The 15,469-nt window shown below is 73.7% G+C and carries 17 protein-coding genes; 6 read left to right on the top strand and 11 right to left on the bottom strand.

What is annotated here, in order from left to right; genetic code table 11:
* Positions 1-840, bottom strand: a complete 840-nt coding sequence (locus BAW75_RS27745) for a DUF3027 domain-containing protein (protein WP_043327164.1) — start codon at positions 838-840, stop codon at positions 1-3.
* An 87-nt stretch (positions 841-927) separates the two neighbouring features.
* Between BAW75_RS27745 and BAW75_RS27740 the strand changes: the two genes are divergently transcribed.
* Complete coding sequence (locus BAW75_RS27740) at positions 928-2,541, top strand: MFS transporter (RefSeq protein WP_104115471.1); 1,614 nt, start codon at positions 928-930, stop codon at positions 2,539-2,541.
* Positions 2,538-3,215, top strand: coding sequence for a futalosine hydrolase (locus tag BAW75_RS27735; RefSeq protein ID WP_104115470.1), 678 nt, complete (start codon positions 2,538-2,540; stop codon positions 3,213-3,215). The genes BAW75_RS27740 and BAW75_RS27735 overlap by 4 nt, the downstream gene beginning before the upstream one ends.
* A gap of 56 nt (positions 3,216-3,271) precedes the next feature.
* Here BAW75_RS27735 and BAW75_RS27730 read toward each other — a convergent pair whose 3' ends face one another.
* A complete protein-coding gene (locus BAW75_RS27730; RefSeq protein ID WP_104115468.1) occupies positions 3,272-4,255 on the bottom strand; it encodes an NAD(P)-dependent alcohol dehydrogenase in 984 nt (327 codons plus the stop codon).
* Positions 4,256-4,372: 117 nt separating this feature from the next.
* Here BAW75_RS27730 and BAW75_RS27725 point away from each other — a divergent pair, with 117 nt between their 5' ends.
* A complete protein-coding gene (locus tag BAW75_RS27725) occupies positions 4,373-5,083 on the top strand; it encodes a TetR/AcrR family transcriptional regulator (protein WP_104115467.1) in 711 nt (236 codons plus the stop codon).
* A 34-nt stretch (positions 5,084-5,117) separates the two neighbouring features.
* Entirely contained in the window at positions 5,118-5,948 is an 831-nt protein-coding gene (locus tag BAW75_RS27720; RefSeq protein WP_104115465.1) for a 1,4-dihydroxy-6-naphtoate synthase, read from the top strand.
* Here BAW75_RS27720 and BAW75_RS27715 read toward each other — a convergent pair.
* Both BAW75_RS27715 and BAW75_RS27710 read right to left on the bottom strand, forming a co-directional pair.
* Entirely contained in the window at positions 5,909-6,295 is a 387-nt protein-coding gene (locus tag BAW75_RS27715) for a cold-shock protein (protein WP_104115464.1), read from the bottom strand. The two genes, BAW75_RS27720 and BAW75_RS27715, sit on opposite strands and share 40 nt — an antisense overlap.
* 28 nt (positions 6,296-6,323) lie before the next feature.
* Positions 6,324-6,947 (bottom strand): HAD family hydrolase, encoded by a 624-nt coding sequence (locus tag BAW75_RS27710; protein ID WP_104115462.1) that lies wholly within the window; start codon positions 6,945-6,947, stop codon positions 6,324-6,326.
* Between the two features lie 37 nt (positions 6,948-6,984).
* Between BAW75_RS27710 and BAW75_RS27705 the strand changes: the two genes are divergently transcribed.
* Positions 6,985-9,447, top strand: a complete 2,463-nt coding sequence (locus BAW75_RS27705) for a helicase-associated domain-containing protein (RefSeq protein ID WP_069088089.1) — start codon at positions 6,985-6,987, stop codon at positions 9,445-9,447.
* Positions 9,448-9,451: 4 nt separating this feature from the next.
* Here the strand turns inward: BAW75_RS27705 and BAW75_RS27700 are convergent, their stop codons facing one another.
* Complete coding sequence (locus BAW75_RS27700; RefSeq protein WP_030503577.1) at positions 9,452-9,688, bottom strand: hypothetical protein; 237 nt, start codon at positions 9,686-9,688, stop codon at positions 9,452-9,454.
* Between the two features lie 125 nt (positions 9,689-9,813).
* Positions 9,814-10,689: a L,D-transpeptidase family protein gene (locus BAW75_RS27695; RefSeq protein WP_104115461.1), complete on the bottom strand. Its 876-nt coding sequence runs from the start codon at positions 10,687-10,689 to the stop codon at positions 9,814-9,816.
* A 186-nt stretch (positions 10,690-10,875) separates the two neighbouring features.
* On the opposite strand from BAW75_RS27695, the gene BAW75_RS27690 reads away from it, so the two are divergent.
* Positions 10,876-12,555 (top strand): DNA repair helicase XPB, encoded by a 1,680-nt coding sequence (locus BAW75_RS27690; protein ID WP_043327178.1) that lies wholly within the window; start codon positions 10,876-10,878, stop codon positions 12,553-12,555.
* Positions 12,556-12,606: 51 nt separating this feature from the next.
* On the opposite strand, the gene BAW75_RS27685 is transcribed toward BAW75_RS27690, so the two are convergent.
* The 5 genes from BAW75_RS27685 to BAW75_RS27665 form a co-directional block, all read right to left on the bottom strand.
* Positions 12,607-13,554: a zinc metalloprotease gene (locus tag BAW75_RS27685; RefSeq protein ID WP_104115459.1), complete on the bottom strand. Its 948-nt coding sequence runs from the start codon at positions 13,552-13,554 to the stop codon at positions 12,607-12,609.
* Between the two features lie 143 nt (positions 13,555-13,697).
* Entirely contained in the window at positions 13,698-14,039 is a 342-nt protein-coding gene (locus tag BAW75_RS27680) for a type II toxin-antitoxin system HicB family antitoxin (RefSeq protein ID WP_104115490.1), read from the bottom strand.
* Positions 14,039-14,284 (bottom strand): toxin HicA, encoded by a 246-nt coding sequence (locus tag BAW75_RS27675; RefSeq protein ID WP_227457452.1) that lies wholly within the window; start codon positions 14,282-14,284, stop codon positions 14,039-14,041. Before BAW75_RS27675 ends, BAW75_RS27680 begins: the two co-directional genes overlap by 1 nt.
* Positions 14,285-14,311: 27 nt before the next feature.
* Positions 14,312-14,605 (bottom strand): hypothetical protein, encoded by a 294-nt coding sequence (locus BAW75_RS27670; RefSeq protein ID WP_244206290.1) that lies wholly within the window; start codon positions 14,603-14,605, stop codon positions 14,312-14,314.
* Positions 14,598-15,469 (bottom strand): GNAT family N-acetyltransferase (locus BAW75_RS27665; RefSeq protein ID WP_338109331.1); only part of this gene is annotated, 872 nt, incomplete at its 5' end. The genes BAW75_RS27670 and BAW75_RS27665, both read right to left, overlap by 8 nt.

Below are 15,469 nucleotides of genomic sequence, written 5' to 3'. Positions count from 1 at the left end.
TCAGGGGTGGCCGTACGGCTCCGCCGGCTCGGACGCCTCGACCGACCCGGGGGCCCGGCTGACCGTCATGGCCTCGACCGCGCTGTCGTCGTAGACGGTGGGCAGTTCCTCGACGGGCGTCTCGGGCGTCTCCACAAGCGTCTCCGAGTGCGCGCCGCACCCGTGGTCGGCGCTGACCACCCGGCCGTCGTCGGGCGCGTAGAAGTTGCCGCACGCGCCGAAGGCCAGTCGCAGCGCCCCGGCCAGCGGCAGGTAGAAACCGCAGGTGCCGCAGCGGGCGGCGGCCGGCGCGGCCGTCGAGATCGCGGCGTCCGGGCCGTGGTCACCGTCGTACCAGCGCTGGGCGGTCTCGGCGCGCCCCTCCCGGGACAGCACCCGGGCCCGGCCCAGCCCCAGCTCCCAGGCGGTCTCCTCGACCGCCGGGTCGTCGGAGAGCAGGTAGCCGGGCGCGAGCCGCTCGTCGTCGGCCGGGGTGGGCAGCAGGTCGCCCGGGCCCAGGTCGCCCGGCTTGAGCCGCTCCTGCCAGGGCAACCAGCCCGGGGCGAGCAGCGCGTCCGGGCCGGGCAGCAGCACCGTCTCGCAGATGGTGACGTGCCGGCTGCGCGGCACCCGGGTCACCGTGACGGCCCAGCGCCAGCCGCGGTAACCGGCCATCCGGCATTCGAAGTAGTGGGTGACGACCCGGTCGCCCTCGGCGACGGCCTGGAGATGGTCGCCGATGTCTGTCGGCTCCACCTCGGTGATGGCGTCGCGGGCCACCTCGACGGCGGCGGCGCAGACCTGGTCGAGCCGGGGAGCGCGGGCGGAGGCGGGCCTGGTCACCGGACCATTGTTCCCCATGCCGGTCCACGGGTGACAGGCACTCCCCGGAGTCGTTCTCCGCGGGTGATGCGGCGCGCGTGGATCGAATGGGCGAGGATGGGACGCATGGCGCTGTCCTCCCGCTCCGGCCGCTCCTTTCTGGGGCGGACCGTCGGCACCGGCATCCGCGCCACCCGGCTGCTGTTGCGCGGGTCTCTGCACGGCGGGCGCTGGATGACCCGCCGCGCCGGCACCGCCCGGGCCCGCAGCGCCGGCAACGAGGTGGGCATGGTCCGGCTGTTCGACCTGCACGCCCTCTCCTGCGCCGGCGACACGCTCATCGCCATCGGCCTGGCCGGGACGATCTTCTTCGACGTGCCGCTGGGCGAGGCACGCAACAAGGTCGCCCTCTACCTGCTGGTGACCATGGTCCCGTTCGCCATGCTCGCCCCGGTGGTCGGCCCGCTGCTCGACCACTTCCGCCACGGCCGGCGGTACGCGCTGGCCACCACCATGCTCGGCCGCGCGTTCCTGGCCTGGCTGATCTCCGACTACATCGGCGGCTTCGGGCTCTACCCGGCGGCGTTCGGCGTGCTCGCGCTCTCCCGGGCGTACGGCGTGGCCCGCTCGGCAGCGGTCCCCCGGCTGCTGCCCGAGGGCCTGGGACTGTCCCAGGTCGGGGCGCGGGCGAGCGTCTACGGCACGGTGGCGGGCGCGCTCGTCGCGCCGATCGGGCTGGCCGCGTTCTGGTTCGGGCCGCAGTGGCCGCTGCGGGTCGCGTCGGTGATCTTCCTGGTCGGCATGGTGATCTCCCTGCGGCTGCCGCCGAAGGCCGACTCCGAGCCGCCGGAGCGGATGCCGCACCCGCTGCGCGCGATGCGCCGCCGTGACGGCGAGCGCCCGCTGGGCCGGGACACCCCGGCGGGCCGCCTGGTGATCGCCACGCTGATCGGCGCGGCGGCGCTGCGCGGGCTCTACGGCTTCCTGCTGCTCTTCCTGGCCTTCGCCATCAAGGCCGGTGACCTGACCACCGACTTCTTCGGCCGTGACCTCGGCGCCCAGGGCGCGCTGGGCCTGGTCGGCGGCGCGCTGGCCGTCGGCACGTTCCTGGCCACCGCGATCGGCACCCGGCTGCGCATCCACCGGCCCACCGCGCTCCAGTCCAGCGGCACGATAGTGGTGGCCGGCGTGGCGGTGCTCGCCGCGCTGAAGTTCTCCCTGCCCATGGTGGCGCTGCTCTGCCTGGTGGCGGCGATGATGAGCGGGATCGCCAAGCTGACGGTGGACGCCTCGATCCAGGAACGGATCCCGGAGCGGCTGCGGGCCAGTTCGTTCGCGCACTCGGAGACCGCGCTGATGCTCGCGTTCGTAGCCGGGGGCGGGCTCGGGCTGGTGCCGTTCACCGGGCTGATCGGGGTGACCGTCGCCGCCGTGGTGGCCGCGCTGGTGGCCGTACGTGGCGTGCTGGTCGCCGGCAAGCTGCGGGGCGAGCACCTGGTCGGCCGGCCGCTCGGCGACGAGGAACTGGCGGCGGAGCAGGCCACCCGGGCCGCGGAACCGGCCACCACCTCGTTCGACGACCCGGCGCCCACGTCACCGGCGCCCCAGCGTGCCGGCCCGCCGGACGACGACGGGCTCGCGCCGCCCGGCTTCCACATCTACCGGCCCTCCTCGTCGGTGGGCGGCTCCGGCGGCGTCGAGGACACCGAGCGACGGGATCCACGGGGGCCGGTGGCGTGACCGGGCTGCTCGTGGTCACGGCGGTACCCGCCGAGGCCGAGGCGATCCGTGCCGGCCTCACCGCATCCGCCGCGCCGGACGGGACGGCACCGCCGGACGTGACGGTGCTGCCGGTCGGGGTCGGGCCGGCCGTCGCCGCTGCCGCCACGGCACGGCTGCTTGCGCTGGCCGAGGCGGCCGGGCGGCCGTACCGGGCGGTGGTCAGCGCCGGCATCGCCGGTGGCTTCGTCGGCCGGGTCGCGGTGGGCGGCACGGTGCTCGCCGACCGCAGTGTCGCCGCCGACCTGGGCGCCGAGTCGCCCGGCGGGTTCATCCCGGTCGAGGACCTGGGGATGCCCCCCGAGCTGCTGGGCGGCGGCCGGATCGTGCCCGCCGACCCGGGCCTGCTGGCCGGGCTGCGGGGCGCCCTGCCGGGGGCGACTGTCGGCACGGTACTCACCGTGAGCACGGTGACCGGCACCGCCGCGAGCACGGCGGCGCTCGCGCAACGGCACCCGGACGCGGTGGCCGAGGCCATGGAGGGGTACGGCGTGGCGGTCGCCGCCGCCCAGGCCGGTGTGCCCTTCGCCGAGCTGCGTACGGTCTCCAACCCGATCGGTCCGCGCGACCGGAGCGCGTGGCGGATGCGCGAGGCGTTCGCCGCGCTGACCAGCGCCGCAGCCGCCCTCCACTGATCTTGTCCACCTGTGGACAACCCTGTGGACAACTCGCCGGGCTGGGGACGACGGCCTCAGATGGTGACGACGACCTTCGCCCGCGCGTGCTCGGTTTCGAGGTAGCGGATGGCGTCGGGCACCTCGTGGAGCGAATAGGTACGGTCGATGGCCACGGTGAGCCGGCCGGCCTCGGCGTGCTCGCGGAGCGCGTCCAGGTGCGCCCGGCCGGGTGAGGTGGCGAGCGCGACGATGCGCTGCCGGACGAAGGGCGCCGTCAGCCGTCCGCGGGCGAGCAGCCCGACCGGTCCGATGAGGCTGCCGCCGCGGTAGACCCCGCCGCCGGAGAGCACGAGCGTCCCGGTCGGCGTCAACGCGCGCCGCAGCGCGCGCAGCGAACGGTTGCCGACCAGGTCGAACACCACATCGTACCGGCGCCCGGCGCGGGTGAAGTCGTCGCGGGTGTAGTCGACCACGTGGTCGGCGCCGAGCGAACGGACCAGGTCGACGTTGCGGGTGCGGCACACGCCCGTCACCGTCGCGCCGAGCGCCTTGGCCAGCTGGACGGCGAGCGTGCCGACGCCGCCGGACGCCCCGTTGATCAGGACCCGGTGGCCGGGCCGGACCTGCCCGGCGTCGCGCAGCCCCTGGAGCGCGGTGACGCCCGCGAGCGGCAGGGCGGCGGCCTGCTCCGGGGACAGGTTCGCCGGCTGGGGCGCGACCAGGCGTTCGGGTACGCACACGTACTCGGCGAACGCGCCGTCGGCCTCGCCGAGGTCGGCGAAGACGGCGTCGCCGGGACGTATCTGCCGTACCCCGGCGCCGACGGCCTCGACCCGCCCGGCCACGTCGCGGCCACGGATGCGCGCCCGGGGCCGCGTGAGGCCGAGCGCCAGCCGCGACAGCCGGGGATCGCCACGCATGACGTGCCAGTCGTACGCGTTGAGCGCGGCCGCCTCGACCCGGATCAGCACCTCGTCAACGGCGGGCACGGGCGTGTCGACGTCGGCCAGCGTGAGTGTCTCGGGTGGGCCGTACCGGTCCTGGACGATCGCTCTCATGGTCCCGCTCCCTCCCAGGTGTACGGCGTACACCTCGATGGAAACAGGCTAGGTGTACGCCGTACACCAGTCAAGGCGGATACTGTGACAACCGCCCCCGGGAAGGCGAGGAACCACATGCCGAAGCAGGCGGAGAAGGTGCGCCGGGCACCGCTGAGCAGGGACCGGATCCTGCGTGCCGCCGTCGCGCTCGCCGACGGGACCGGCATCGAGTCGCTCAGCATGCGCAACCTCGCCCAAGACCTGGGCGTCGTGCCGATGGCGCTCTACAAGCACGTGGCGAACAAGGACGAACTGGTCGACGGCATGATCGACGTCGTGGTCGCGGAGATCGATCCGCCGGAGCCCGGCGACTGGAAGCAGGCGATCCGGCGGCGCATCCTCTCGGCGCGACAGGTGCTGCTGCGCCACCCCTGGGCGCCGCTGGCGATCGAGTCCCGCAGCACGGCGACGCCGGCCGTGCTGGCGTACCTCGACTCCACCGTCGGGGCGCTGCGCGCCGGAGGGTTCTCCACCGACCTCGCCCACCACGTGATGCACGCGATGGGCAGCCGGGTGCTGGGCTTCAGCCAGGAACTGTTCGACGCCACCCGGCAGGCCGGCCGGTCCGGCGCGACAGTGCCCGAGCCACCGGCCGACCTGCCGCCGGAGATGGCCGCCCGGTTCCCCAACCTCGCGGCGATCGCCACCGCGGCGTCGCACGACGGCGACTCGGTCGTCGGGCCGGGCTGCGACGACCAGTTCGAGTTCGAGTTCGCGCTGGACCTGCTGCTCGACGGCATCGAACGGCTGCACCGGAACGGCTGGACGTCACACCGGACGCTGTGACGGGCGGCCCGGCCCCCGGGGTTACGGTGGGGACGTGGCGCTCTCCCTGGCGATCTCCCCCTGCCCCAACGACACGTTCGTCTTCGACGCCCTGGTGCACGGCCGGGTGCCCGGCGCGCCGCCGGTCGAGGTGACCTACGCGGACGTCGACGTGACCAACACGGCCGCCGAGCGGGGCGCGTTCGACCTGGTGAAGGTCAGCTACGCGGCGCTGCCCTGGCTGCTGGACGACTACCACCTGCTGCCCTGCGGCGGCGCGCTCGGCCGGGGCTGCGGCCCGCTGGTGCTGACCCGCGGCGACCGGACCGACCTGTCCGGCGCGACGGTGGCGGTGCCCGGCGAGCGGACCACCGCGTACCTGCTGTTCCGGCTCTGGGCGGCCGACCAGGCGCCGGCGCGCATCGAGGTGGTGCCGTTCCACGAGATCATGCCGGGCGTGGCCGCCGGCCGGTACGACGCCGGCCTGGTGATCCACGAGGCGCGCTTCACCTACCCGCGGCACGGGCTGACCGCGCTCGTCGACCTGGGCGAGTGGTGGGAGGGCGACACCGGGCTGCCGATCCCGCTGGGCGCGATCCTGGCCCGCCGGGGCGCTGTCGACCCGGCCGAGGCCGCCGCCTGGATCCGCGAGTCGGTACGCCAGGCGTGGGCCGACCCGGCTGCGAGCCGCGAGTACGTCCTCACGCACGCGCAGGAGATGGAGCCCGACGTGGTGGACCGGCACATCGGCCTCTACGTCAACGAGTTCACCGCCGACCTGGGTGAGGCCGGCTTCGCCGCCGTGGAGGCGCTGCTGGGCCGGGCCGCCGACGCCGGGCTCGTCCCTCAGACCTCCAGCGCGCTCGCCACCGCGTGGACCAGCTGAGCGATCTTCTGGGAGGTCTTCCGATCCGGGAAGCGACCCCGGCGCAGGTCCGGCTGGACCTTCGCCTCCAGCACCTTGATCATGTCTTCGACCAGGCCGTGCAGTTCCTCGGCCGGCCGGCGGCGCAGCTCCGCCACCGAAGGTGGCGCCTCCAGCAGCTTGACCCCCATCGCCTGGGCGCCCCGCCGGCTGTCCACGACGCTGAAATCGACCCGCTGGCCACCCTTCAGGTCGGCGACACCCGCCGGTAGCGCGCCCTTCGGCAGGAACACGTCGCCACCCTCGTCACTGGTGACGAACCCGTACCCCTTGGCGGCGTCGTACCACTTCACTCGACCCGTCGGCACCTGTTGAACCCCGCTCCACTCGAACCGTCTACCCCTCCAAGGCTAGCCCGATGATCCGGTCCAGCGCCCTCGGGAATTCGACGAGATCATCAAGCACCAGGTACGCCCCGGCCTCGGTCAGTTCGTCGGCCGAGCACGGGCCGGTCGCCACTGCCACGCCTGGGATTCCCGCAGCTCGCGCGGCGGCCATGTCGGCCACATGGTCACCCACGTAGAGCGTCGCGCCGTGCTCGCGCAACGCGACCGCCTTCTGCTCGGCGAACACGTCCCCGGCCAGCTCGTCCACCGGTAGCCCGAGGTGGTCCAGGTGCAGCTTCGCCAGCCGGCCGATCTTCGCGGTCACCACCATCGTCCGGCCGCCGCGCGCCTGCACCGCGCGCAGCGCGGCATCCGCGCCCGGCATCGGCACCGTCGGAGTGATCGCGTACGCCGGATACAGCTCCCGGTAGACCGTCACCGCCTCCTCGATGCGCTCCGGCGGGAACCAGTGCGCCAGCTCGGTGCGCAGCGGCGGGCCCAGCCGCGACACCGCCAGATCCCCGTCCACGTGCACGCCGGTCCGCGCGGTGAGCGCCCGGAACGCGGCGGCGATCCCGGGGCGGGAGTCGACCAGTGTCATGTCGAGGTCGAAGCCGACCATCAGCGGAGGCATGCCGAGAACCTACCCAGCGGGCTAGCGTGGTACGACGATGACCACCTCACTCGCCGACCACCTGCGGGCCCTCCCCGACGAGTCCCTCGCCGCGCTGCTCCAACTGCGGCCGGACCTCGTCGTACCGGTGCCGGCCGACGTGTCCGCCCTCGCCCTGCGCGCCCAGTCCCGGGTCTCCGTGGCCCGGGCGCTCGACGGGCTGGACCAGTTCACCCTCCAGATCCTCGACGCCGCCCGCCTCACCCGCGGCCCCGAGGGCGCCACCTCCACCGACCAGATCCTGGCCATGGCCACCGCCGGGCCACGGCCCCCCGCGCCCACCGCGGTCCGCGCCGCCGTCGACCGGCTCCGGGCCCGGTTCCTGCTGTACGGCCCCGAGCACGACCTCTGCGTGGCCGGGGGCATCGACGAGGTGTCCCCGTACCCGGCGGGGCTGGGCCGGCCGGCGGCGGAGCTGGACCCGCGCGTGGCAGCCCTCTGCGCGGACCCGGCGAAGCTGCGGCGGACGCTGCTGTCCGCCCCGCCCTCGGCCCGCGCCGTCCTGGACCGGCTCGCCGCCGGACCGCCGGTCGGCACCGTCGCGCCGGGCGCGTTGGAGGCCCCCGCCACCGGCGCCGAGGACGTGCTCCCGCCGGACCTGGTGAACGGCGGCGCGCCGACCGGCTCCCCGATCCGCTGGCTGGTCGAGCACCGGCTGCTGGTGCGGATGTCCGGCGGCCGCAACGGCACCGTCGAGCTGCCCCGCGAGGTGGGGCTGGTGCTGCGCCGCGACTCCGGCCCGCTCGGCCCGCTGCGCACCAGCCCACCCGTGGTGTCCGGCCCGCCCCGCGAGGTCAAGTCCGTCGACTCGGCCGGGGCCGGGCAGACCATGGAGGTGGTCCGGCACACCGAGGCGCTGCTGGAGGCGCTGATCGTGGAGCCGGCCCCGGTGCTGCGCTCCGGCGGCGTCGGCGTCCGCGACCTGCGCCGGCTCGCCCGTGGACTCGGGCTGGACGAGACGACCACCGCGCTGCTGTTCGAGGTCGCGTACGCGGCCGGGCTGACCGGTGAGATGGAACTGACCGGCGCGGCCACCACCCGCTACGGCGGCGACCAGCAGATCCTGCCCACCGGCGGGTACGAGGTGTGGCGCGCGGCGTCGCTGGCCCAGCGCTGGGAGCAGCTCGCCCGCGCCTGGATGTCGATGCCCCGCCAGGCCGGCCTGATCGGGCAGCGCGACGACCGGGACCGGCCCATCTCGGTGCTCTCCGCCGAGGCGGAACGAGCCGGCGCGCCCGCCGCCCGGCGTGCGGTGCTCGCCGTGCTCGCCGACCTGCCGGCCGGCACCGCGCCCACCCCCGACGAGGTGCTGGAACTGCTGGACTGGCGCGCGCCCCGGCGGGCCCGGGGGCGGGAGACGGCGCACCGGGAGGTGCTGGCCGAGGCGGCCTCGCTGGGCGTGACCGGGCTCGGCGCGCTCACCACGTACGGGCGGCTGCTGCTCGCCGAGCTGACCGACGCCGACGAACGCGGCGACGACCCGCTCGGGCTGCGCTCCGACGCCGAGTCGGGCGACCCGTCGACCACCGTCCGCGCGCTGGACGGGCTGCTGCCCGCCCCGGTCGACCACGTGCTGGTGCAGGCCGACCTGACAGTGGTGGTGCCCGGCCCGCCCGACCCGGCGCTCGCCGCCGAACTGGACGTGGTGGCCGAGCACGAGTCGGCGGGCGGGGCGAGCGTGCACCGGGTCACCACGGGCAGCATCCGGCGGGCGCTGGACGCCGGCTACACCGCGGAGGACCTGCACGCGCTGTTCCGCCGCCGGTCCCGTACCCCGGTGCCGCAGGGCCTGACCTATCTGGTCGACGACGTGGCCCGCAAGCACGGCGGGCTGCGCGTCGGGTCGTCCGGCGCATACGTGCGCAGCGACGACGAGGCGCTGCTCACCGAGGTGCAGGCCGACCGGCGCCTGGAGCCGCTGGCGTTCCGCCGGCTCGCACCCACCGTGCTGGTCACGCCGTACCAGGTCAACCGGATGCTCACCGCGTTGCGCGACGCCGGGTACGCCCCGGTGCCCGAGGACGCCAGCGGAGCGACGGTGCTGGCCCGGCCGAAGACCCGGCGGGCGCCGGCCCGTACCGGGATCGGCCGCGCGGTGGACCCGCTCGCCACGCCGAAGCTGCCGATGCCCCGTCTGCTCGGCGTGGTGGAGCAGATCCGCCGGGGCGACGCGGCGGCCCGGGCGGCGCGACGGGCCCCGGCGGTGGTCCGGGGCGGCGCGGCGGCGGGCGGTCCCGCCCCGGTGCCCGGTCACGGTGACGCGCTGGCGGTGCTCCAGCAGGCGGTACGGGACAAGGCGCTGGTCTGGGTCGGCTACGTCGACGCGCACGGGGCGACCGCGTCCCGGCTGGTCCGGCCGGTGTCTATCGGTGCCGGCTACCTGCGCGCCGAGGACGACCGGACGGAGATGCTGCACACGTTCGCGCTGCACCGGATCACCGCAGCCGTGTTGGAGGAGTGAGGCGTCACTCCCCGTTGCGGCGCAACGTGCCCACCACCGACACGGCCAGCAGCAACGCGAACGCCGCGCCGGCCGACTCGCCGACCGAGTCCACGAAGCCCTGCTGCTGCACCAGCAGCCCGAACAGGAACCAGCCGAACACCCCGACGGCGGCGGCCGCGTAGCCGAACAGGACCGCCGTGGGCACCTCCTGCTGCTGCGTCCGCTCCTCGTCGGGAAGCACGTCCTGGTCAACGGTCATGGCAGTCCCTCCCCGCCCCGGCTTGGACCCGGCTTCCAGAGTGGCACCTGCCGGACCGGGCGGACAGGGGTTAAAACCCTGATCCGGGCCGTCCGGTCACGGGTGAGGGCGGGTTCCGGGCCGGTTCAGGTGCCGGGGCGGCGGCCGATCACCACCACGCGGGTGCCGACCGAACCCAGCTCCCACAGGCGTACCGCGTCGCGGTGCAGCAGGTTCACGCAGCCGTGCGAGCCGATCGCGCCGTTGTGCAGGTATGTCGTGGTCTCGTGGAAGCCGATCCCGCCGTTGAACTGCTGCCAGTACGGCAGCCACACCTCGTACGGGTTGGACCACTCGCGCGGGTTCTTCCGCCCCACCGTGTACGTGCCGGCCGGGGTGGCGTAGCCGGACATGCCGGTGCGGGTCACGGTCGGGCCCATCACCACAGTGCCGCCGCGCATCGCCCAGACCGTCTGCCGGGTCAGGTCGACGCAGAACGTCAGCCGGGAACCGGCCTTGCACCGCGCGGTGTCGGTGGCGGCAAGCCGCTTCGCCACGTCGTACGTGGTGGGGCCGGCGCGACCCGAGGACGGGCTGATGCCGTACCGGACCTGGAACTTCTTGATCGCGGCGCAGTCGGCGGCGGACTGCTCGCCGTCCACGGTCAGCGTCCCGAAGCCGCCCAGCCGGGTCAGGTACGTCTCCACGGCCCGCTGGTGCTCGCCCTGCGGGCACCCGGCGGAAGCGCTCGGCTTCGGCTTGGGTTTCGTCGTCTTCGTCGCCTCCGGCGATCGGGAGGGTTTCGGCGAGGCCGTCCGGCTCGGCTGCGCCGACGGGGACGTGACCGGCTGCTCCGGCGTGGGCGACGCGCTCGCCCCCGATGCTCCCTCCGTCAGCCCGACCGGGCCGGGGGTGCTCCCCCCGGCGCCGTCCGCCTGCGGATCGAGCGCGCAGGCGCCGACACCGACCAGCACGACCACCGCCAGGGCGGTGACCCGGGCGAGAAACCGGACACGCTGCATGGGCCCTCCCTGGACAGTCGTCCCGCTTGCTAGACGTGTGGGACGAGTATGACGTTGCCTGTCCAGCCGGACTTTTTTACGCAGCCCTCCGGCGTGCAACACTGGTTGGTCGGCCTCCGGCAGGTCAGCCGGGGTGCGGCGGGGTTCCGGGCAGCGGGGTTCCGGGCGATGCGAGAGGACGCTGGCGTGAGCGGTGGACCACTGATCGTGCAGTCGGACAAGACGCTCCTACTGGAGATCGACCACCCCGACGCGCAGGCGTGCCGGATGGCCATCGCGCCCTTCGCCGAGCTGGAACGCTCCCCCGAGCACGTGCACACGTACCGGCTGACGCCGCTGGGCCTGTGGAACGCGCGGGCCGCCGGCCACGACGCCGAGGGCGTGGTCGACTCGCTGATCAAGTACTCCCGCTACCCGGTGCCGCACGCGCTGCTGGTCGACGTGGCCGAGACGATGGACCGGTACGGCCGGCTCCAGCTCGCCAACGACCCGGTGCACGGCCTGGTGCTGCGCGCGCTGGACCGGGTGGTGCTGATCGAGGTCGCCAAGAGCAAGAAGCTCGCCGGCATGCTCGGCGCGAAGCTCGACGACGACACCATCGCGGTGCACCCGTCCGAGCGGGGCCGGCTCAAGCAGGCGCTGCTCAAGCTGGGCTGGCCGGCCGAGGACCTGGCCGGGTACGTGGACGGCGAGGCGCACCCGATCGAGCTGGCCGAGGCCGGCAAGGACGGCGGCAAGCCGTGGACGCTGCGGTCGTACCAGCGGGAAGCCGTCGAGGCGTTCTGGGCCGGCGGCTCCGGCGTGGTGGTGCTGCCCTGTGGCGCCGGCAAGACGCTGGTCGGCGCGGCGGCCATGGCCGAGGCGAAGGCGACCACGCTGATCCTGGTCACCAACACCGTGGCGGGACGGCAGTGGAAGCGGGAGCTGATCGCCCGCACGTCGCTGACCGAGGAGGAGATCGGCGAGTACTCGGGCGAGCGCAAGGAGATCCGCCCGGTCACCATCGCCACGTACCAGGTGCTCACCTCGCGGCGCGGCGGCGCGTTCACCCACCTGGACCTGTTCGGCGCCCGCGACTGGGGCCTGGTCGTCTACGACGAGGTGCACCTGCTGCCCGCGCCGATCTTCCGCTTCACGGCGGACCTCCAGGCCCGTCGCCGGCTCGGCCTCACCGCGACTCTGGTACGCGAGGACGGCCGCGAGGGCGACGTGTTCAGCCTGATCGGCCCGAAGCGGTACGACGCGCCGTGGAAGGACATCGAGCAGCAGGGCTGGATCGCCCCGGCGGAGTGCACCGAGGTACGGGTGACGCTCACCGACGCCGAGCGCATGGCGTACGCGACGGCGGAGGCCGAGGAGCGCTACCGGATGGCGGCCACCGCCCGCACGAAGCTGCCCGTGGTGCGGGCGCTGGTGGACCGGCACCCGGACGAGCAGGTCCTCGTCATCGGTGGGTTCCTCGACCAGCTGCACCAGTTGGGCGAATACCTGGACGCGCCGATCGTGCAGGGCTCCACCACGAACAAGGAACGCGAGCGGCTGTTCGACGCGTTCCGCTCCGGCTCGTTGCGGACGCTGGTGCTCTCGAAGGTCGGCAACTTCTCCATCGACCTGCCCGAGGCGGCGGTGGCGATCCAGGTGTCCGGCACGTTCGGCTCCCGGCAGGAGGAGGCGCAGCGGCTCGGGCGGGTGCTGCGCCCGAAGGCCGACGGGCGGCAGGCGCACTTCTACACGGTGGTCTCCCGGGACACCATCGACACCGAGTACGCCGCGCACCGGCAGCGCTTCCTGGCCGAGCAGGGGTACGCGTACACCATCGTGGACGCCGACGACGTGCTCGGGCCGACGCTGCCGACTGTCGACTGACCGGCGCGCGGCCGGGCGGGCCGCCGTGGTGCGGCCCGCCCGGTCTCGCGGTCAGCCCTTGCCGCTGGCGCGGAACGCGACCCAGGCGTCGCTCATCCGGTCGGCCTGGCCCGGGGTGAACATGTTCATGCAGGAGTCCTGCGTGTAGTCCATGAAGTTGTGGATCGGGTCCAGCCCCGGCGCGGTGCAGGTGTCCGCCCCGATCGGGCAGTTGAACTGCGGCGCCGCCTCACGCGGCGTGTCCGCCACGAAGTCGCCGGACGCGGAGCAGCCGTGCGCGAACGTGTGCTCCAGCATCAGCCAGTGCCCCACCTCGTGCGTGAGCGTGTCACCGAGCGCGTACTTGCCGGCCGTACCGCCCGGCATCGACTCGTCGAGCATCACCACGCCGTCGATGTAGTCGCGGCCGTTGTTGTAGCCCTTCGGGAAGTACGCCCAGCCGAGCAGCCCGTCACCGATGTTCGCCGCGTAGACGTTCAGGGTGCGGGAGTCGCCGGTGTAGAGCGCCTTCTTCATGTCCCGCTCGTTCTTGCCCGGCACCACCGTGTACCAGGTGCTGTTGACGGTCCACGTGGTGTCGACCAGCGAGAAGCGGAACGGCGTGTCCGAGGCGTCGGCCGCGGTACGACCCGCGAACGAGTCGTTGAGCACCGTCATCTGCGCCGAGATGAGCGTGTTCCAGCGGGCCTTCTCGGTCGCGCTCAGCTCGTGGTCGGAGATCATGTGGAAGACCGTCGGCACGGTGACGCTGCCGTTGGCGAGGCGCGGCGAGTCCTTGATGACGCCGTACGCCTTGGCCTCGTTCGTCGAGTAGAGCGCGGGCTCCTTTGCGGTGGCGCCCTCACGTACCCGGGCGGCGCTGTGGTTGTCCGCGCCCGGCTCGCACTCGGCGGCGGCGGGAGAGGCGGCCGTGGCCGCGACGGGGGCTCCGCCGGCGGTCAGGAAGGTGGCGGCGGCAGCGACGAGCACTGCCAGGTGGATCGTCGGTTTCCTGTGCATCGTTGCACCTTTCGGAAGGCATGAAAGGAGTACCGACGCGGGGTTGTCAAAGCTGCGGATCGATGACGTCGTCGTTCCGCCATAAGACCACGTCAATGGGCCTCGGCAACAGTCCCGTGCGGGGATGCTCGTCCTGGGGCGGATCAGGCCGCGCTGAGCTTCCTTAGCAAGTATTGGTTCAGGCTCATGCCTTCTTCGGCGGCGTGGATGGCCAGTTCGCGGTGCAGGCTCTCGCCGACCCGCAGGTTGAACTTGCCCGAGTACCTGCGCTCGGACAGCGGCTCCGGGATCTGCTCGCCCTGTTCCGCCATGTCCGCGATCACCTCGCGCAGCATCTCCTGAAGCCCCTGGAGCGCCTCGATCTGGGTGGTGGCGAGCCACGAGAGAGACGGGAACTCGGCGCAGGTGGCGACGAACTCCTGGTCTTCGACGGACCAGGTGACGCGGTACGTGTAGTGCGAGATCTCCGGACGGGACTCGGACATCACATGGCCTCCTTCTTGTCGATCGCCTTGAGCACCTGCCGTACCTGATACGCCTTGGCCTTGCCCTTGTCGTCCTGGATGTTGACGCGCGGGTCTCCCGCCCACGGCATCTTGAACACGGCGTGCGAGGTGCCGGCCTGCCGTGGTTTGCCAAAGTGGTGTTCGCAGACCCGATAGAGATCGTTGTACGCGACGTTCTGCTGGCTCTTGCGCATCGCTTCGACGAGCCTGGCTATGGACGGCACCCACTCATGGTACCGCAAGTAGTACCACTACCGCCCCGTCGCGGCGTCGGCGATCACCCGCGCGACGCACTCGTAGTCGCGTACCAGCGGCCCGACCAGCTTGGGGTCCGGCTCGAACGCGGCGACCAGTCCGCGTACCAGATCTCTCAGCCGGTCGTCCGGGCCGAGCCGCCGCCCCCGGTGCCGGCGGGCGACGCTGTGCCAGCGGCGCAGGCCGACGTCGGCGAGCCGTTCGTGGAGCTCCGGCGCGGGCACCGGGCAGCCGTTCGCCCACAGATCGGCGAGGCCCCGCATGATCGCCGCCCGGATCGCGTCAGTCACGCAGGTAGCGGGCGCGGCGGCCGAAGTCGCGGAAGCCCAGCCGCCGGTACAGCCCGGCCGCCGGGTTGTCGTCGTTGACGCAGAGCCACGCGGCGTCCGCCCCCGCGTCGGCGAGGCCGCGCAGCACGCGCGCCACCAGGTACGCGCCGACCCGCCGCCCGCGCCAGTCCGGCACCACGCCGACCTGGTCGATCCAGTTGTCGAGCACGGTGACGAAGCCGGCCGCCACGCCGTCCGGGCCGCGCGCGAGCAGCGTCAACTCCGGCCGGAAGTCCTCGTCGTCGCGCAGGTCACCCAGCCACTCGTCGGCCTCCGGCTCCACGAAGCCGGGCCGGTCGGCGAACGACGCGCGGTAGGTGGCGAACAGCTCCAGCCCCGGCGTGGCGGGCTCCACCGTGACGCCGTCCGGCGCGGTGACCTCGGGCAGCGCGTCGAGGCCGTGCCGCAGCACCCACTCCAGGAACGTCCGCGTGTAGCCGCGCTTGGCGAACAACTCCTCCGCGCCCGCGTTCCACGTCTCCGTGGTGACCAGCAGTCCAGCGTCGCCGGCGTGCTTCTCGGCCCAGTCGAGCAGCGCGCCGCCGAGCCCGCGACCGCGCCACGCGGGGTGCACCAGGCCGGTGGCGGTGGCCGGCGTCCGCTCGGCGCCGACCCCGACGGCCGCGACCAGGTCGCCGCCGGACCACGCCCCGTGGGTACGCGACTGAAGCAGCCGCGCCCGCACCAGCGGGGTACGCCCGAACAGCGGCAGCCCGCCGTCAGTGGCGAGGCACGCCTGCGCCAGGCCGGTCAACGCGGGCAGGTCGTCCTCGCCGACTTCCCGCCACACAAGCGCACCCGTCCCGCTCAGGCCCACTCCGGTTC

It is taken from the genome of Micromonospora chalcea (genome assembly GCF_002926165.1).
In the GTDB taxonomy this organism is placed as follows: domain Bacteria; phylum Actinomycetota; class Actinomycetes; order Mycobacteriales; family Micromonosporaceae; genus Micromonospora; species Micromonospora chalcea.
The sequence above is the reverse complement of the archived record's forward strand: the minus strand, read 5'-3'. Positions and strand labels throughout refer to the sequence as shown.